The organism is Akkermansia biwaensis (assembly GCF_026072915.1).
GTDB classification, from domain to species: domain Bacteria; phylum Verrucomicrobiota; class Verrucomicrobiia; order Verrucomicrobiales; family Akkermansiaceae; genus Akkermansia; species Akkermansia biwaensis.
In genome coordinates this window covers 1,062,798-1,080,534 of sequence record NZ_AP025943.1, presented here as the reverse complement: position 1 = coordinate 1,080,534, position 17,737 = coordinate 1,062,798, and the positions used below count along the sequence as shown (strand labels likewise).

Genomic DNA, 17,737 nt, shown 5'->3' with positions numbered 1-17,737 from the left:
TTACATTCAAAGGATGACGGCATGGAAAACGGCCGTGTGACTCGGCCGGAAAAATAAATCTGTTGGAATGGGCGCAGATCAGGAAAAGAAGAAAGAGCTAAGAAACTGCAAGACTATGGTCTTGATTCCATAGTTCAATATTCTGCTTTACAGGTTTTCTGATTTGGTTTTTTGATGTTTGGAAGAGATTTCCTTGAGATAATCAATGTGCCGTTGTGCATCGGCATCTCCCATTGCTTTGGCTTTTTCCAAAAATTCTATTGATTTTTTATAATTGATGGGAGCGTCTCCCTCGGTCCCATCATTAAATTCTCCGGCGTGAAGCAGGGCCAGATTGGTTAAAGCGGGGACATAGTTTTCCTGAACTGCTTTCAACAGCCATTTTTCAGCTTCCTTCAGGTTCTTCCTTGAATAAAAACCTGTCAGACAATGGTAACCATAATTGTTCATGGCCATGGCATCCCCACTCAGTGCTTCCCGTTTTAAAACGTCAACCATTCGCATTTTTTCCTGAGGAGAATAATTTTCGATGAGAGATGGTCCTGCAAGCATTAAAAAGGAAGCAAGCTTGTACTCCGCTTTTCGGTGATGCTGGTCGGCGGCAGACCGTAATGAAGAGATGAATTTCTCCCTCAAATGTTCCTTGAGGTCCGGATCGGATTGGTTCATGAAGCTGAGAAACAAATACGCTCCCAATTGATGTTGGGCCTCCGGCATTTTATTGACGGGCGGCCTGGACAACATGAAGGCGGCTATGCTCCAATCTCCGTCTGCCATATAGGTTTTTGCCTTTAGAATTATTCCAAGGGGATGATTGGCTTTGACAAGCTTTTCCACGCATTCTTTTTGCCGCTCCCCTGCCTGGTTCAAGGCTGCAATGTAAGTCAGGCGAGGAGATTGCAAAGCTAATTGGATCATGGCCTCGTCAATCTTGCCTGTGTCTTTTCCTGCCTGCTTCAGGAGTGTCTTCCGGGTGAGGAGAAGATACATTTGGGCTAGTGGAGAACCTTTTTCCGAGAGTTCTTTCAATTCTTGAATCTTTTCCGCAGATTCTTTCCCTTCTTCGAGGTCCTCTAAAATGCAGGCGGTCGTGAAAAGAACAGCCGCTTCCGGATCTCCCCCTTCTTTTGCTTCCTTTAAAAAGGAAAATGCATTTACCGGGGAAAAATCCGTGTACTGAAAATCAAGCAGCATTTGACCGATTATCCGTTTGGACACCTTGTCTCCCCGGCCTGCCGCCTTTTTCAGAATTTTAAGGGCATCAAGCCGGGCGTATGGGAGTTTTTCTCCTTGTAAATACATACCCGCTAATGCTCGGGCCGCACAGTTGTCTCCTGTTTCTTCCAGGGACTGGAGTTTTTTGACCACTTCAACAACGGGAATATGTTCGTCTTTTATCAGGCGGTAAGCATCATTTTCTTTTTCGGAAACGCTGAAGAAATCGGTTTTCCAATTACTGAAATCGTCAACAACAAGCTGAAAAGCCAATGAATTCTTTTCTTGCCGAATTTGTGGTACGAATTCAGTATGAACCGCTGCAGCCCCTAGGGGGCATATGAAGAAACAGATGAGATAAAATATGTATTTAATCATTTATTTATTATATTTTAAGATTATTATTTCTTTTTTGTTTCAATCATCATTTGTTGCTCAAAGTAAAATCGCGGAGAGTCGGTTTGTTTAAATTTTTTGTCACCTATCAACCAATGAATCAAATCTTGTCCTGCATGTGTATCTGTATAAAATCCAAAGCTATTGCCGCCTTGTCCGATTGATATTCCCCCCAATCCCCAGTTTAATGATTCTTGATAAGGTGTTTGATGATAAATCGTATCTGTCAGGCTCCTTTTTTCATTTAAATTAGCCTTCCCCGTAAACTGTTGATAAAGTAAAGAACAGATGGTGCCTTTGCCTAATTCTATATCTAATGCAAAAGTTGCCGTCCATGCCTGATCCGTTGTCGGATGCCACTTCTTTAACCATGATTGGTCATTTTGATACATGAGAACCACATTATCAAATTTCAATTGAACCAGGTTATGCGATGTTATCTCTGGAATGCAGGAGTTGAAATTGAATACATACCCGTAAGATATTTCATTTTGTGCGTGGGGAATGGGTGGTAGCTTGCCGTAGTTATTTAAAATTCTTTCCGGAATATTACTTCCATGAGGGCCACCCCATCCAACGGCGCCTTTTGCACCCCAACTAAAGTCAAATCCATCTCCCCCACCCTGATGGGGAGTTGACGGCATATTTTTTCTATACGATACTGTCCCAAAAAGTTCTCCTCTTATTCGGCAATCTCTATCTTGTGTAAATGCCGTGAGTGTGAGATCAATGGAATAGCCATCAGAAGGCGAAGAACCCATGCCGAAAAGATGAGTGAAATTTATAGCTATAGCTCCTCCGGAATTATTATTTTTTAACCCTTGATAATCATAATAAACAGAAGGAGAGTTGGAAACAAAACCATATAAATTTTCCCCTCCGTTTTCAGCAATGGGATCACGGCTGATCCATCTGCCGTCCAGGGGATTGAGATGGCGGTAATTGTAGTAGACAAGCTCCAGTTCATCATCCATGCATTCACAGGAAAACCTGAACCTGTTTTCCTGAGCCATGTCTCCCTGTGCCGTGATGAGGGCGCCAAAGGGGGCATACTCATAGCGTGCCCTTTGTACCTGCTGTTCATCGAAAATGGAGGTGACATTCTTCAATGCGTCATGGGTGAAGCAGAGATGTTCTCCAGCTGCCATTCCGTTTTCCTTCCAGCATGTCATCATCAGAATGCGCGTGGCTGTCGGCTCCGTCGGATCCCACAGGTAACTCTTTTCCAGTACGGGCATGGGATTCATCATGTTTAGCTCGGCAACTTGCAGATAACCTCGATACAGGTAATAGACGTGACTGATAGTTGATTCATTGAAAGTAACTTTTTTCTCAAAGCGTCTGCCCTGGTAGTCATAGAGGCAGGTGACGGCAGTCCGTCCATCCTGGCTGGTAAATTTTACAGGGCGGTTGTTGGCATCATACGAAACTTCCCAGATACCCGTTGCAGTCTTGATCCTGGTCTGGTTGCCGTCGGCATCGAAGGAGGGTGTGAACAGTTCTGCCTCCCCAGTCACGTCCGTGTACTGGTTGAGTTGGTTGGCCTCATAGGATACCTCTTCTTCCAGCTCCCGGGCGGACTTACGGTTGCCGATATTGTCATACTGATAACTGAAGCTCCCATCCTGACCGATCCGGTCTTCTACCAGTTCACTGCGGCTGTTGTAGGTGAAGTCCCTGGTGGTCACCGGTGTGGCGGCTTCCCAGGAATCCCTCCGTTGAACGGGACGCATCAGGCTGTCATACTCATACTGGTGAGCGGCAACTGTTTGCCCATTCTGGGTCTTCTCATAACCGATGGAGGTCAGGAGGTTGAGCTTGGGATGGTAAGTGTTGCTGCGGACCATGCCGTTGGGATAGGACAATTGATTAAGGAAACCACTGGCGTCATCGTATTCCCAAGTAAAGGGAGATGCCAAACCTTCCAGATTCATCCCGATCATGGCACCTTGACGGCCATAGTCAAGATGGGAGTGCTGAATGGTGCGTGATCCAAGCATGAGCCTGTATCCGGCGGGGCGTCCGAAGGCATCGTATTTTTCCTGGATGCTGCTTTCCGCCTGTCCAAAGGAAGTGTCCTGAATCATTCTGCCGTAGTTGTCATATGTGAGTTTCCTAAGTCCGGAGGTGTCCCGAACGGAAGTCATCTGTCCCAGATGGTTGTAGGTAAACTCCCATCCTGGAGTAGCGTCATTGTGGGAAACGGAGATGAGTTCCCCGGTCAGCGGCGCGTAGGCATAGGTTGTGGCGATGCCACGCGCTTTGGTGAATGTTTTCAGACGGTTGAGATCATCGTAAGTTTTGGAAATGAAAGAGCCGTCGGCATAGGTCTTCTTGAGTTCTAGCCCCGTAGCCACATCGTAGAGCCAGGTGGTGGTGTCTCCGTCGGTGCGGCCGGAAGGATCCGTAGTCACGTCTTCCTCTTTTGCCCGGAAAGTAGTCAGAGCAATCACTCGATCAGCCTCGTCGTAGGAGAAACAGGCCGGCTGGACGGCGGTGCCGTACTCGGCCGTCTTTCTGCCGCGGATGTCATAGGAATAGCGGGCAGTGCCTCCCAGGGCATCCATGATGCAGGTCACGGCATCGCAGCAGGGCAGGTAGCTGGTGGAGGTTATGTTGCCTTCTGCATCTGTTGTTTTGATGTTCCGTCCGGACAGGTCGGTTTCCATGGTGGTGACATTGCCGCGGCCGTCCGTCTGCTTCAGAATCATGCCTGTAGAGGTATAAGAGCATTCTTGTGAGGAATGAATGCCTGCATGATCGTTTTGATTGATCGTGAAACCGTCGACGACGAGGGATATTGCTGTGATATCAGAGGTTGGGATGCGGCTGAATTGAGTTCGCCGGGCAGGAGCAGTGTATTCTGACCATTGGATACTCTGTTGTCCGTAGACGTCGGTAGAAAGGACCTTGCTTTCCAGCACGGGATCTAGGTGGGAAACCATGGTTTCCGTAGTCTGGGTGATAGGAAGGCCCTCGGCATTGTAAGTAGTGGAAGTCTGAATCTGATAGATTCCGTCTTCCCTAATTTGGTAGCACATTGAACTTTCCGATATCCTATTTTTAGTGGGATCATCCGGATGGAGTTCATCCAGAAGGACGGTCTGCCTCACGACATTTCCCAGTTCGTTGTAAGCCGTAAGGGCAGGAGCCATACCCTCCATCTGGGAGTGCACAAGCTGACCTTTTCCATTGTATGAGTTTCTGGTAATGATGAATCCCCCGTGGGTATTGGGCTGTCCCTGGTGGCTGATTTGTCCGAAACCGTTTTTAAGAGTTCGAGACAGCACAACTCCGTGAGACAAGGTAGTCGTAAGAATGCCTTCTTTCGTCAACTCAACCTGGGTTTCCATTTCCCGTTGTCCCGTTCCTCCTGCCCAAAGGATAGCGCCATCATAGTACCTTTTTGTCACTAGAGTGGCGCCGGAAGGCAGTACTTCCGTTATGGCAAGCTGATTCTGACTATACTCGGTCCGGGTGATGCGCCCAAGAACGTCCGTTGTGGAAATAGTTCTTCCCAAGTCGTCGTACTCCGTGCTTTCAACTGTCGTCATGGCGCCGACATCGTGCCGTGTCGAAAGAATGCGTCCCGTGGCATCCCGCATGTAAGAGGTAATCGTTTCAGGCGTGGTTTCCGTGGCTGAACGGATGGTTTCCACGAGTTGTTTAGCCGAGTTGTAGCCATAGGTGGTCACTACTCCATCCTCGTCGGTTTCCGTCAAGGGACCGCAGCACATCCATTCCGTCGTGCTGAAGCGGCCGTTGCCCTTCGTCGTTTTGATTCGCTTGAGCTCGGCATCGTATTCATAGTCCTCCGTGGAAATCAATGACCAGTCTTCTCCCGTGTGGACATACTGCTCTTTTCTTGTGGTCGTGCCGTTTTCGGCAATGTATTGCACACTTTTGGTACTTTGGCCGGGAACAATGCTTCCATTAGCTTGCACAGTTTCTATCACTTTGTGAACGGCTCCATGGTCGGAGGCGGCTTCATAGGTATAGACGGTTTGCACTCCGTCAATACCCTGCCTCATCTTCTGTCTCCCCGGGCATAAGGGTACTGCGCTGCTTCTCCGTAGGTTTCCGAGACGCTTGTGTGAACCTGGTCGGAACCCAAAGCTGTTTCGGTCACTGTCGTGCGGTTGACTTCGGGGCTGTCTTCATAAGTGTAGCTCCTTTGGTTCAGAACGGTTTCCGTGCCGTCCGGAGCGATAATCACTTCTTTTTCCATTGCCGGCCTGAAATCATTGAAGCGCAGATCGGCGTAGGTGGTACGTGTTCCTCGCTCTCCTCCTCCAGCCCACGGCGTTGCTTGCAAAACTACCCGGCCCTGGTCGTCGTATTCATAACGCGTGTAGCCTCCGTTGGGCTTGATTTCCAAAGACACGCGGAACTGGTCGTTGTACGTGTAGAGGGTGGTCTGTTCACTGGAAGTATTGTATCCTTCCGTGCTGCTGATGGTCAGCCATCCCCCGTCGGTATACTTCTTCACTGTGCGTGTACTGCGGGAAGGCTGGGAATCATTGATGCCCCTGATAGTTTCAATGCGCTCCCACTTGGAGCCGGGCAGGGCGTTACGTTCAATCGTGCGCACGATGCGCTCATCCCCCTCTCCCTTGATGATGGTCACTTTGCCGTCTTCCTCCCGGCGTTCAATGAATCGAGGTTCCTCTCCGGCCCTCTGGTTGGTGATATGGGTCACTTTTACCCCATCCTCCATGGAAGTCTCATAAAGAGCCGTCTTGTAGGGCTCTCCGGTGACGGTAAATTCTCCATCGTTAGTGGGAGAGACATTCCCGGGAGCGTACCACTCCAGGGTGAGGCTGTTGTTTCCGGGAATGCTTCGCATCAGCCCCTGAGCCCGGGAATAAACACTGTTGAGCGAGCCGTCCGGGTTGTAGGCCACTTGGACCTTGCGGGCATACTCCTCGGCGGTCATAACGTGGCCTGAGGAGCTGGTGACGGAGACAACCTCTCCGGTAGAGGAAGAGAAGCGCAGGATCATGCCGGAAGGAAGCGTCATATCCATGTAGGACGGCATACCCTGTTGATTGGGAGTAAGGTCTTGGTTGAGCAGCCGTACCCGGTAGTCCAGTTTTCTGGAGCTGCCGACGGGAGAAGCATCAGAGCTGCCCGCTTCTGCCTTGAAATAGATATGGCTTCCGGAGGGGCGCTTGACGGTGACGCGCCGTTCGTCTTGGGAGAAGGAAGCGCTCCATGCCATGGGGTGGTTGTAGCGCAGGGAAGGCCCGCTGTTGGAGTTGAGGCTGGAGGGGGTGGAAGATCGCGCCATGCGCATGAACCTGACCGGAGCGGGGGGCGTTGGTCCTGTTGGAGAGGAAGGATTGATGCATGCATTTCCCTGGCAGTCCTGTTCATCGTCGGGGTCGCCCGGAGTGGGCTGCTGCTGGACGCAGTTTTCGTCGCCTTCTTCATCGCACGCATCGCATGGGCATGGACACGGTTCCTCTTCGGTGGGCGGTTCGCTGGAGGAAGAAGACAGGGAACTGGAGCTGGAACTGGAGCTGGAACTGGAGCTGGAACTGGAGCTGGAACTGGAACTGGAGCTGGAACTGGAGCTGGAGCTGGAGCTGGAACTGGAACTGGAACTGGAACTGGAACTGGAACTGGAACTGGAACTGGAACTGGAACTGGAGCTGGAGCTGGAACTGGAACTGGAACTGGAACTGGAACTGGAACTGGAACTGGAACTGGAGCTGGAACTGGAGCTGGAACTGGAACTGGAACTGGAACTGGAACTGGAACTGGAACTGGAACTGGAGCTGGAGCTGGAACTGGAGCTGGAGCTGGAACTGGAGCTGGAACTGGAGCTGGAACTGGAACTGGAGCTGCTTGACTTGGGATCAAACTCAAAATCATCCCCTCCTCCCTCCGAAGAGCTGCTGGAAGTATTCTCCTCTTCCTCGTCCCGATAAAGATTGACCAGGGTGATGACTTCCTCCCCTTCCTTGTCCGGAGGAGTTACATTGGGATTGAGGTAGGAATTGATGTCGGGCGCCTCCTCCTTGTCGGAAAGAATGGCAATACAGAACTCTTGTGCGGAGCCCAGGGCGGCATGGTGTTCATGGACGATTTGGCACCAGTAATACCCCTGTTCGAGGAGGACACTCTCCGGCTTCACGGAAAGGTCTTTTGCTTCGCTGGTCAGTTCCACATTCTTGAAGGGAATGGCCAGGGAGATGGAGGAATCGGCGTCCAGGGAAAGGAAATAGGTACCGCGTTTCATGATCTTGAGGTACCCGGTCCATTCGTGCCGGGTATCCTCGGAGACGGAGCGAGGGGAGATGAGAACGGGGGCGGTGATGCCGTTGACGTAGAAGTCGGCCTGCGGTTGCCCGTTGGCGAACATGGGAACGAAGGGATAGCGGGGATCCAGGGTAATTTGGGTATTGTTCATTGTCTTGTAAATCAGGATTGTTAAATGATTTGCAGACAATGTAGAACTACCGGTCGCCCAAATGAAAGACGCCTAAAATGTTATGCCGAAAAGCTCATTAGGATTTTATTTCTCAGGGCAGAGAATAGCTAATTCCCATATTTCTTAGAAGGAACTTTCTTTTCAGAAGCAAAACACGAACATTCCTTACTATAAAATATGCAATAAAATTTACGGACAGGAGCTTTTCCTGTCCGTAAATTGGCGAGCGGTTTTGTGTATAGGAAGGCACGTGTCAGGCTCAAATGAGCCACGTTCCGTATTGCTGGAGGCCCTTCTGCCTTCTCATGCTGTAATCAAGGATGTATTTAAGAATATCCGCCTGGGTGTAGCCGTGTTGTGCGGCCGCCAGGCAGATGGAGCCGCTTTTGCCCAGATGGCAGCAGATGTTCATTTCCAGAATGCGGCGTTCGCCCTTTTCAAAGTCGATCCTGTAGTCAATGCGAAAGTAGTCCAGGGGCCCCGGGGCCGCCCAAACTTTCCGGACGTCTGCAATGATATCCTGCTCCAGATCGTGCACGGATACAAGCTGGTAGCCCAGATGGTCATGCAGTTTGAGGTCTTCCGTGATGATGTTGCCGGGTTTGTCGGACTTCGGCTGTACGAATCCCAGGATGACGGGTTCTTCTCCCCCCAGCACTGGAACAGTAACGTCAATGCCTTCGCAGTATTGTTCCACAAGAACTTCATGCCCTTTTTCCATAAGGCGTTTGGCGCAGGAAGCCACAGCCTCCCAGGTGCCGCAGATGCTGTCTTCCCGGATTCCCCCGGAAGCGGCGCCAAAGCGTTTTTTGACGAAGTAGGGACCGGGGAAGGGGGCTTCCGCCGGAATTTCCCGCTCTTTGGAAAGTCCCATGCCCTCCGGCATGTTGAGGCCCAGGGAGCGGAAGACAAGCTTGGTCAGCAGCTTGTCTTCTGCAATGGCGCGAATGTTGGGAGGGGCGCCCAGATAGGGCACCTGGATGAATTCGCAGTAGGAGGAGATGAAGATTTCAGGCTTGGCCATCTGGAACCTGTTCATCAGGGAGAAGACATAGTCCACGTTTCCCTTGGCGAATTGTACGGAGTACGGCTTGGAGGAGGAGACTACATCATAGCCTATGTCCTGGATGGCTTTATAAATGTTGTAGTGGTACTGGGGATAACCTCCGTTGCCCGTGTAGGGTTTTTGGGAGAAATCGGGAGCGTCGGGCGCATAGGGGGCCAGATACAGGATTCTTGCGGGCTTGCCGTAGGCGTTTAATTGAATTTCCGGAACTTTGAACATACGTGGCGGTGATTGTGTGGAATGTTTCTTGGATTATGGAAATTGCCGACGTGTTCAAACAATATAAATAATAAGGGGCGGTATCACCGTCCCGGCGGAAGGAAGATGAAAAAGGAAAAGCGCCCGGGCCTTCCTATTTCCTGGTCAGGCCCCTTGCCAGCCTCTGGACATACTGCTCCATGGCTGGAAGTTCCTGTTCAATGCATTCCACCAGCTTAAGCTGGGTCCGGCAGCGGATCAGGTTGTGTCCGGGCCGGGAAACCTTGAAGTATTGGTCCCCTTCCAGATAATCCGTAAGGAAGCGGATGCCGATTTCCAGCGTGATAAGCTTTCCGGAAAAGGCGAGCTGATCTATTTCCGCTTGGGTCAGGAATCCGTGCGCGGCCTGCAGATAACCTTCCACAATGGATTGGAACATGGGCATGCGCATGCGGACTTTGCTCAGGTCTTCCTCATCTTCTTCCGTTGGCGGAGTGACGGTGCGCACCATGTCCCCGAAGTCGTACAGGACGAGGCCGGGCATAACCGTATCCAGATCAATGACGCAGACGGCGTGGTCCGTGTCTTCGTCCAGCATGACGTTGTTGATCTTGGTGTCGTTGTGGGTGATGCGGGTGGGCAGTATGCCTTTTGTCTGGAGGTCCAGGAGACGGTCTACGTCCTGCTCCCGCGCCCTGATGAATTCCAGCTCTGCCCGGCAGGAGGAAAGCCGCCCCCGGGGATCCTGCTCCGCCACTTCCATGAGGCGGTTGTAGCGATTCCGGGTGTGATGAAAGCCGGGAATGGTTTCCACAATGTCGTCCGGATTCATGTCGCTGATCAGGTCCTGGAAAGATCCGAAGGCGAAACCGGCCTGATAGGCTTGGCGCGTGTTTTCCACTACGTCGTACGTATGCGTGCCGGCCAGATAGTTGTAGCAGCGCCAGATGCCGTCTCCGGGGATGTCTATGTAGTTGCGCCCGCCGCGCGCCGGGTAGAGATTCAGGGTCTGCCCGGCGGAGTCTTTCACACGGCGCAGCACTTTCCAGTTGATATGGCGGGTGACTTTTTCCACGTTGCGCATGACGGCCCTCGGGTCTTTGAAGACATAGTCGTTGATGCGCTGCAGAATGTAGGAGTCTTCCGTCCCGTCGCTTTTGCGGTAGGTGGCTTTGTAAGTGGTGTTGATGTGGCCGCTGGGTATTTCCTTGCCGGTGACGAATTCCCCTTCAATGGCGAAGAGGTCTCCGATTCCGGCAATGCGGCACAGCAGCTGGTCGGGATCGGCTGGCGTGGAGAGCGGAGCGTTCATGGGGTTGTGTTTGAGGCAGTGTTGGGCGGAACGGGAATCAGTGAACGAATTTATAGCCTACGAGTTGATCGAGCTTGCTCTTGAGTTGTGCGATGCCGTCACCGTTGAGGGCGGAAAGGGGGACCACATCCACCTTCGGGAAGCGCAGTCTGAAGCTGGCCAGGTTGTCTTCCGCACCTTCCAGGTCCATTTTATTGGCGACGACAAACCAGGGTTGTTTGGCCAGGTCTTCGCTGTAAAGTTTGATTTCCGTGCGGAGGTTCTGCAAGTCTTCAATGGGGTCGCGCCCTTCGCTTCCGGCCATGTCCAGAACGAAGACGAGTACCTTGCAGCGGGTGATGTGGCGCAGGAATTCGTGCCCCAGGCCGCGGTTGCGGTGTGCGCCTTCAATGATGCCGGGGATGTCCGCTACCACGCAGCGGCGGAAACTGTTGAATTCCACCACGCCGATGATGGGTTGAAGTGTCGTGAACGGATAGTTGGCGACTTTCGGCTTGGCTGCGGAAATGTCGCCCAGCAGCGTGCTTTTGCCGGCATTGGGGTAGCCCACCAGCCCCGCGTCCGCAATGCGGCGCAGTTCCATGAAAAAGACGCCTTCCTCCCCTTCCCTGCCCAGTTCCGCTTCCGTGGGGGCTTGGTTGGTGGCGGAACGGAAGTGCCAGTTGCCTTTGCCGCCGATGCCGCCCTGGCACAGCGTGAACCGGGTTCCTATTTCCGTCAGGTCCGCGATTTTTTCCAGTTCAATGCCGTCGCCTTCCCGCTCCAGCCACGTGGCTTCCGACATGGAAGAGGCATTGCTGCGGTAGATGATGGTGCCGGGCGGAACTTTCCCGATGACGGATTTCCCGTTTTTGCCGTGTTTTTTAGCTCCCTGGCCGCCTACGCCGTCCGTAGCGATCAGCTTGGGATCGTAGAAAAAGGAACGCAGGTCATTCGTGTGTGGGTCCACTTCCAGAATGACGCTACCGCCATCGCCGCCGTCCCCGCCGTCCGGGCCGCCCTTGGGCACGAATTTGGCCCTGCGGAAGCTGACCAGCCCGTTTCCTCCCTTTCCTGCCTTGGCAAATATGCGGATGTTGTCAACAAACATGGCTTGATCTTAGGCATTTTTGGCCCGAAAGCAAGACAAGTGCAGGACTGTACGTCCGTTTCCACGGCATGGGATTCATGCCACCTAGGGGGGTGGAATACGTCCGGGAGGAATAAGACCGGCCCGATCGCTGCCTTCCGGATATTTTTCCGAAGGGCCGTATTGGTTTGTTTCCCGCTGGCTGTCCTCGCAAAAAAAGATGATGAGAAGGATGGGGCCCGCCAGCGGAATGAGGTTCAGCAGAAGAAGCGCGCCGCTTTTATTGGTATCATGCAGGCGTCTGCATCCCACGGCCAGAGAAGGGAGCAGCGTGAAGAGCGCCCATAACAGCACCGGGCTTTCTCCTGCCAGAACATGGTTGAAAACCCTGGAGGGCGGCATCTGCTGGGGATCATTGAAAATAAAAAGGTTCAGCATAAATGCCAGGCTGAGCATCCACAAGAGAATGAAAATCACCGTTTGTCCCAATGTCCAGTACCAGAATTCGGACAAGGTGGCGCGGCCTGAAAAGCGTGCGTATTTGCGGAAAACGCTTTTGACGGCTGTGGCCAGATTGTAGCCTGTAAAAGAAGGGGAGAGAGAAGGCACGAGTTATTAAATCACTATCAATCAGAGGTGTCAATAGATGGCATTGGTGCGGCTTTTTCCAATGGAATGCGTGCAAACGGTCTTTTGGATTGAAAAGAAGTGCCGGCATGGCATCATCAGCTGTAAATCATGCCCCGCCTTTCCATTCTGCTGCCTGACGGTTCCGAGAAAACCATTGTTCTCCCGAAAAACGGCGAATATTTCGCTCGCATCGGTCGGGATGAACATTGTGAAATTGCCATTCCCTCTCCTTCCGTATCAGGAGAACATGCGTTGCTCCAGTACAAGGACGGCGGTTATGTCATCGAAGACCTGGGTTCCACCAACGGCGTCAAAATCAACGGCCTGACTCCCATGGGGCCTGCCGCCCTGTATGAAGGGGACGATATTATTTTGGGAGAGGTGCATTTGAAGTTCTCTGAAGAACCGGTTTCCCTCCCGGTCTCCGAAACGGACCGAGAGAACAGTAAGGAAGAATCTATTTCTCCCGCCATGCAGAATTTGCAGCAGCTTGCGGACCAGGCTACCCGCACGGCCCGGAAAAATTACATGTGGATGGCTTTGTATGCCGTTCTGATGTTTTTCCTGGCGCTGTTCGCTGGGCTGACTTACAAGCATTACAAGGTTACCGGAGAACTCCTTCCTTTGCAGTGGCTGGGCATTGAGTCGCCCAAGGACGCCCTGAAATCCCTTGAGAATCAGGAAAACCAGGAGAATCAGGAGGAAGCTCCGCAGGAATAGGCTTTTTCCAGTTTTCCCGTCTTAACAGGTGGAGGAAAGGTCCCGGGACATGTGTTGCTCTTCCGGCAGGGGCAGGAAGGAAGATGTCGCCCCCTGTTCCAGTTCAAGCAAGTATTGTTTGATGGACAACCCTCCTGTATACCCAGTCAATTTTTTGTTGGCGCCAATGACCCTGTGGCAGGGAATAATAATGCTTATGGGGTTGTGCCCATTGGCTCGGCCTACGGGGCGGCAGGCAGACGGCCTGCCCGTTTGCCGGGCGATGTCGGCATAGCTTCTCGTCTCCCCGTAGGGAATGGTCAGAAGAGCCTGCCAGACGGCTTCTTCAAAGGGAGTGCCCTGCGGAGCGAGCGGCAGGTCAAAAATGCGGCGGACTCCCCGGAAATATTCGTCAAGCTGTCCGGCGGCATCTTTCAGCAGGGGAGTATCCTTCCATCGCAGTTGCTCCGGCCGCACCATGTGTCCCCAAAAGATATGCGTGATGGCCGTTCCGTTTTCCACGATGCCGACCGGCCCCAGGGGCGTTTGATGGAGCATCGCCGAGCATTTCTCCGGAAAATTTGTATTCATGGATGGAATATAACACAGGCAGGAGGCCATTTCTCCTTAAATTTTTACCAGGGCCTGAACAGGCTCGCTCCGGAATTTTCAATGGCAAGCATGCATGGGCTGGATTTTGATTGAAAGGCGGACCCTTCAAGTACAGTATTGGTCCATATGATGAAGAAAGGCCTGTTTGCCGTATTGCTGGCGGCGTGTCTGTGCACGTCCGGAAAGGGAGAAAACGTCAATCCTCCCAAGACCCTGCCGGGCGGCTGGGTGTACGTGTGGGGCGACGAGTTCAACGGCACCAAGGTCAACCCCAAGAAATGGCAGCCGGAACTGGGTGTTGTCCGCAACCAAGGTTCCCAGCAGACATATACCGCACGCCCGAAGAATTTGCGCGTGAAAGACGGCAATCTGGTGTTGGAGACCCATTTTGAGAAATTTGCCAACATCAATTACAAGAAAAGCAACGCGGAATGGATTAAAAACACCAAATTCATGCCTTATACTTCCGGCTCCGTCAGCACGCTTAAAACGAAGACTTTCCTGTTCGGCAGACTGGAAGTCCGCGCCAAACTTCCCAACAAGGCCAAGGGCATCTGGCCCGCCATCTGGCTGCTGGGCAAGAACAAGTGGGGATGGCCCACCAACGGGGAAATTGACATGATGGAAAATATTTCCCAGCAGCCGGACGTGGTTTATTCCACCTTCCATCTGAGCCCGGACGGCGTCTCCAAGAAAGACGCCTCACGCGGCGGCACGGTGAAGATCAACAATCTTTCCGACCATTTCCATATCTACGTCATGGAGTGGGATAAGGACAGCATCAAGCTGATGGTGGACGACAAGCTGGTAAAGTCCATCGACCTGAATACCACAAATTACGCGAATGGGGCGGGCAATCCCTTCCGGACGCCCTTTTACCTGATCCTCAATTCCGCCGTAGGCGGCAACTGGTGTGAAAAAGCTCCCCAGGACGGCACGGGATATCCGGTTGAGTTCCTGATTGACTACGTGCGTTTTTACCAGACCAAGGAACACATGGAGCAGGCCAAGCAGTTTGACCCGGAAACCGGTCTGCCGAAGAAGTAATAAGCCTGTTTTTTCATATTCCGATGTAAGGGGTTGGAACAGTTCCTCCCCTCTCATTCAGGATTAACTTTTAAGGAATCCTCCTGAAAGAAAAAGCCGCTCTTCCCGGAAAGAAGAGCGGCTTTACGGTTGAAAAGGAAACGGAATTAAAATTCCGTGCCCGTGTGCTGGGTCAGTTCCTGGAAGCGCGCCAGAATGCGGGCGGTCACGGGGCCGATTTTGCCGGAACCCAGCTCGTAGCTGTCCAATTTGGTGACGGGAACGCATTCTGCGGCCGTTCCGGTCAGGAAGCATTCGTCCGCGCACGTAACCGTGAAGCGGTTCATGGTTTTTTCTTCCGCCGGGATTTGCTGTTCACGGCAAATTTCCAGAACCACGCGGCGGGTGATGCCGTCCAGCGCACCGTCCGTCACCGGGGGCGTATAAACGGTACCGTCCTTCACGATGAAGATGTTGTCCCCCGTGCATTCCGCCACGTTGCCCTGGTCGTTCAGCATCAGGGCTTCCGCCGCTCCCTGACGCACGGCTTCCACCTTGGCCAGGATATTGTTGAGGTAATTGAGGGATTTCACCTGCGGGCAAATGGTGTCCGGACGATTGCGGCGGATGGAACTGGTGATCAGGGACAGGCCGTTTTCATAAACTGCCGGATCGTACAGGGATATTTTATCCGCGATGATATAAACGCAGGAACGCTTGCAGTTGAAAGGATTGAGCCCCAGGTTGCCGATGCCGCGCGTGACTACCAGGCGAATATAGCCGTCGTCCAGGCCGGAGGCCGCCGCGGTTTCGCAAACGGCTTTGGACAGTTCCTCCTTGCTGTAGGGCATGTCCAGCAGCAAGTAATGGGCACAGTTGAACAGGCGGTCCATGTGATCTTCCAGCCGGAAAACGCGCCTGTTATAAAAGCGGATGCCCTCAAAAATACCGTCGCCGTAAAGTGTGCCATGATCAAACACGGAGGTCTTGGCTTCCTCCTGTTCCACTAGCTTGCCGTCTAACCAAATCTTCATTGTCGTTTAAAATTAGGAAATTGTTTGTGCCGGAGCAGGATAGCCGCATTTGCCCGCCGGGGAAAGCTATAAATTCACGCGTGAGGGAAAAGTTCCGTCAATCACGGCACTTCGTGGAAGCCTCGCGCGCGTGGAATTATTATGACGGTATTCGTGGAGCAGGCTTGACATTTATTTTCCCGTGCCTTTAGCTCTCGCGCGAAATGTCAGATCCTTCCAAGTTCCGCAATCTCGCCATCATCGCTCACGTTGACCATGGGAAAACCACCCTGGTTGACCAACTTCTGCAGGCGGGCGGCGCCTACCGGGCCAACCAGGCCGTGCAGGAACGCGCCATGGATTCCATGGATCTGGAACGTGAAAAAGGCATCACGATCAAGGCGAAGAACACTTCCATCCTCTGGAACGGATACACCATCAACATCGTTGATACTCCTGGACATGCCGATTTCGGCGGTGAAGTAGAACGCGTGATGAAGATGGTGGACGGCGTTCTTCTGGTGGTGGATGCTTTTGAAGGGCCGCAGGCCCAGACGCGCTTCGTGCTTCGCAAGGCTCTCCAGGAAGGATTGATGCCTATCGTGGTGATTAACAAGATCGACCGTCCGCACGCCGATCCCGCCGCCGTGCATGACCAGGTGCTGGAACTGTTCCTGGAGCTGGGCGCTACGGACGAACAGTTTGAAGCCCCCTTCGTGTACGGCTCCGCCCGCGACGGCTATTTCATGAATTCCATGGAAGGGGAACCTCCCGTGGACTGCACGCCCCTCCTGTTCAAGATTGTGGAACATATCCCGGCACCGAAGGACGCCGACCCGGAAGGGGAGTTCAAGATGCTCGTTTCCAATATTGACTGGGATGATTACGTGGGCCGCGTCGCCATTGGCCGTATCACTTCCGGTTCCGTAAAGAAGGGAGACACCGTCTGGCTCCACCAGAGCGGAGGAACCTGTGTTTCCGGCAAGGTCACCCGCATGTTTGAATATTCCGGACTGGGCACTACGGATTCCGCCGTGGGCGTGGCGGGCAATATTGTGGGCGTGGCGGGGTTTGAGAACGTAAACATCGGTGAAACCCTCGGCGGTTCCCAGGAGACGGAAGCCCTGCCATTCGTGGCGATTGATCCGCCTACGATCTCCATGGAATTTTCCATCAACAACGGCCCCTTTGGCGGCCGTGACGGCAAGAACGTTACTTCCCGCGTGATTCGCGACCGCCTGATGCGGGAGATGCGTACGAATATTTCCATCCAGGTGGAGGATACGGACAAGGCCGGCGTGTTCTCCGTTTCCGCCCGCGGGGCCATGCAGATTGCCGTGCTTGTGGAAACCATGCGCCGTGAAAATTACGAGCTGTGCGTTTCCCGTCCCACCGTGATCATGAAAAGGGATGAGAACGACCGCCTGACGGAGCCGTACGAGACGATTTACGTGGAAGTGCCGGACGAATATTCCAACGGCGTCATGAAGCTCCTGAACGCCCGCAAGGGACAGATGGAAGACATGGTATGCAAGGAGGGCACGGGTCATACCTTCATCCAGGCGTACATCCCCACCCGCGGCATCATCGGGTTTGAATTCGAGCTGGTGAACCTGACGTCCGGCCACGGCATTTTCTCCCACTTGTTCCGGGATTACGGCCCCTACGCCGGGGAAATCACCACGCGCACCACGGGCACGCTTGTTTCCATGGAAACGGGAGTTTCCACCCCCTTCGCCCTGGCCGCCCTGGAAGAGCGCGGGCGCCTGTTCGTGGGACCGCAGGAGGACATTTACGAAGGGCAGATCGTGGGTGAAAACCCGCGCCAGATGGACATGCCCGTGAATCCGTGCAAGGAAAAGCATTTGAACAACATCCGTTCCGCCACGAAGGGGGACGGCATCCAGCTTTCACCTCCCGTCAACTTCTCCCTGGAACGCGCCATTGAATACATTGAAGCGGATGAACTGGTAGAGGCCACGCCTCATTTCATCCGCCTGCGCAAGCGCATCCTGAACGCCAACGACCGCGTCCGGGAATCCCGCAAGGCAGGGAACTAGAAGTG

Annotated in this window: 14 protein-coding genes; 5 read left to right on the top strand and 9 right to left on the bottom strand. The window is 53.0% G+C overall.

The genetic code is table 11. The features are described 5' to 3' along the window. Positions 1-147: 147 nt before the first annotated feature. From OQH67_RS04405 to OQH67_RS04395, 3 genes are read right to left on the bottom strand one after another with little or no spacing between them, the layout of a single operon-like run. Positions 148-1,593 carry a tetratricopeptide repeat protein gene (locus tag OQH67_RS04405; RefSeq protein ID WP_215435427.1) on the bottom strand — a complete coding sequence of 482 codons (1,446 nt, stop codon included), beginning with the start codon at positions 1,591-1,593 and terminating at the stop codon, positions 148-150. A gap of 23 nt (positions 1,594-1,616) precedes the next feature. Beyond that, entirely contained in the window at positions 1,617-5,642 is a 4,026-nt protein-coding gene (locus tag OQH67_RS04400; protein ID WP_265145662.1) for an RHS repeat domain-containing protein, read from the bottom strand. Then, on the bottom strand, positions 5,639-6,901 hold the full coding sequence (locus OQH67_RS04395; protein WP_265145661.1) for a hypothetical protein: 1,263 nt from the start codon (positions 6,899-6,901) through the stop codon (positions 5,639-5,641). The genes OQH67_RS04400 and OQH67_RS04395 overlap by 4 nt, the downstream gene beginning before the upstream one ends. Between OQH67_RS04395 and OQH67_RS04390 the strand changes: the two genes are divergently transcribed. Continuing rightward, positions 6,885-7,544, top strand: coding sequence for a hypothetical protein (locus tag OQH67_RS04390; RefSeq protein WP_265145660.1), 660 nt, complete (start codon positions 6,885-6,887; stop codon positions 7,542-7,544). The two genes, OQH67_RS04395 and OQH67_RS04390, sit on opposite strands and share 17 nt — an antisense overlap. A 149-nt stretch (positions 7,545-7,693) precedes the next feature. Then, positions 7,694-8,050, top strand: a complete 357-nt coding sequence (locus OQH67_RS04385; RefSeq protein WP_215459017.1) for a hypothetical protein — start codon at positions 7,694-7,696, stop codon at positions 8,048-8,050. Between the two features lie 256 nt (positions 8,051-8,306). Here OQH67_RS04385 and OQH67_RS04380 read toward each other — a convergent pair whose 3' ends face one another. From OQH67_RS04380 to OQH67_RS04365, 4 genes are all read right to left on the bottom strand, one after another. Then, complete coding sequence (locus tag OQH67_RS04380) at positions 8,307-9,332, bottom strand: D-alanine--D-alanine ligase family protein (RefSeq protein WP_215437721.1); 1,026 nt, start codon at positions 9,330-9,332, stop codon at positions 8,307-8,309. Between the two features lie 133 nt (positions 9,333-9,465). Next, entirely contained in the window at positions 9,466-10,623 is a 1,158-nt protein-coding gene (locus OQH67_RS04375; protein WP_215437718.1) for a phosphotransferase enzyme family protein, read from the bottom strand. 37 nt (positions 10,624-10,660) lie between these two features. Then, positions 10,661-11,713, bottom strand: a complete 1,053-nt coding sequence (gene obgE / locus OQH67_RS04370) for a GTPase ObgE (protein WP_215437715.1) — start codon at positions 11,711-11,713, stop codon at positions 10,661-10,663. 84 nt (positions 11,714-11,797) lie between these two features. Continuing rightward, entirely contained in the window at positions 11,798-12,301 is a 504-nt protein-coding gene (locus tag OQH67_RS04365; RefSeq protein WP_215437712.1) for a DUF805 domain-containing protein, read from the bottom strand. Between the two features lie 129 nt (positions 12,302-12,430). Here OQH67_RS04365 and OQH67_RS04360 point away from each other — a divergent pair, with 129 nt between their 5' ends. Beyond that, entirely contained in the window at positions 12,431-13,042 is a 612-nt protein-coding gene (locus OQH67_RS04360; RefSeq protein ID WP_215437710.1) for an FHA domain-containing protein, read from the top strand. A gap of 21 nt (positions 13,043-13,063) precedes the next feature. Here the strand turns inward: OQH67_RS04360 and OQH67_RS04355 are convergent, their stop codons facing one another. Next, positions 13,064-13,612, bottom strand: a complete 549-nt coding sequence (locus OQH67_RS04355; protein ID WP_215437707.1) for a methylated-DNA--[protein]-cysteine S-methyltransferase — start codon at positions 13,610-13,612, stop codon at positions 13,064-13,066. A gap of 147 nt (positions 13,613-13,759) precedes the next feature. On the opposite strand from OQH67_RS04355, the gene OQH67_RS04350 reads away from it, so the two are divergent. Continuing rightward, the gene (locus OQH67_RS04350; protein WP_215437705.1) at positions 13,760-14,680 is read left to right on the top strand and encodes a glycoside hydrolase family 16 protein; all 921 of its coding nucleotides are present in this window, start codon (positions 13,760-13,762) and stop codon (positions 14,678-14,680) included. Positions 14,681-14,826: 146 nt separating this feature from the next. On the opposite strand, the gene ilvE is transcribed toward OQH67_RS04350, so the two are convergent. After that, a complete protein-coding gene (gene ilvE, locus OQH67_RS04345; protein WP_215437703.1) occupies positions 14,827-15,693 on the bottom strand; it encodes a branched-chain-amino-acid transaminase in 867 nt (288 codons plus the stop codon). Positions 15,694-15,896: 203 nt separating this feature from the next. Here ilvE and typA point away from each other — a divergent pair, with 203 nt between their 5' ends. Beyond that, a complete protein-coding gene (typA, locus tag OQH67_RS04340; protein ID WP_215437701.1) occupies positions 15,897-17,732 on the top strand; it encodes a translational GTPase TypA in 1,836 nt (611 codons plus the stop codon). Positions 17,733-17,737 lie beyond the last annotated feature (5 nt).

Bases quoted from the DNA above. Each gene is read 5' to 3' on its own strand.
- OQH67_RS04405 (WP_215435427.1), bottom strand. From the start codon at position 1,593: ATGATTAAATACATATTTTATCTCATCTGTTTCTTCATATGCCCCCTA.
- OQH67_RS04400 (WP_265145662.1), bottom strand. From the start codon at position 5,642: ATGAGGCAGGGTATTGACGGAGTGCAAACCGTCTATACCTATGAAGCC.
- OQH67_RS04395 (WP_265145661.1), bottom strand. From the start codon at position 6,901: ATGGCGCGATCTTCCACCCCCTCCAGCCTCAACTCCAACAGCGGGCCT.
- OQH67_RS04385 (WP_215459017.1), top strand. From the start codon at position 7,694: ATGGACGATTTGGCACCAGTAATACCCCTGTTCGAGGAGGACACTCTC.
- OQH67_RS04380 (WP_215437721.1), bottom strand. From the start codon at position 9,332: ATGTTCAAAGTTCCGGAAATTCAATTAAACGCCTACGGCAAGCCCGCA.
- OQH67_RS04375 (WP_215437718.1), bottom strand. From the start codon at position 10,623: ATGAACGCTCCGCTCTCCACGCCAGCCGATCCCGACCAGCTGCTGTGC.
- obgE (WP_215437715.1), bottom strand. From the start codon at position 11,713: ATGTTTGTTGACAACATCCGCATATTTGCCAAGGCAGGAAAGGGAGGA.
- OQH67_RS04360 (WP_215437710.1), top strand. From the start codon at position 12,431: ATGCCCCGCCTTTCCATTCTGCTGCCTGACGGTTCCGAGAAAACCATT.
- OQH67_RS04355 (WP_215437707.1), bottom strand. From the start codon at position 13,612: ATGAATACAAATTTTCCGGAGAAATGCTCGGCGATGCTCCATCAAACG.
- OQH67_RS04350 (WP_215437705.1), top strand. From the start codon at position 13,760: ATGATGAAGAAAGGCCTGTTTGCCGTATTGCTGGCGGCGTGTCTGTGC.
- ilvE (WP_215437703.1), bottom strand. From the start codon at position 15,693: ATGAAGATTTGGTTAGACGGCAAGCTAGTGGAACAGGAGGAAGCCAAG.
- typA (WP_215437701.1), top strand. From the start codon at position 15,897: ATGTCAGATCCTTCCAAGTTCCGCAATCTCGCCATCATCGCTCACGTT.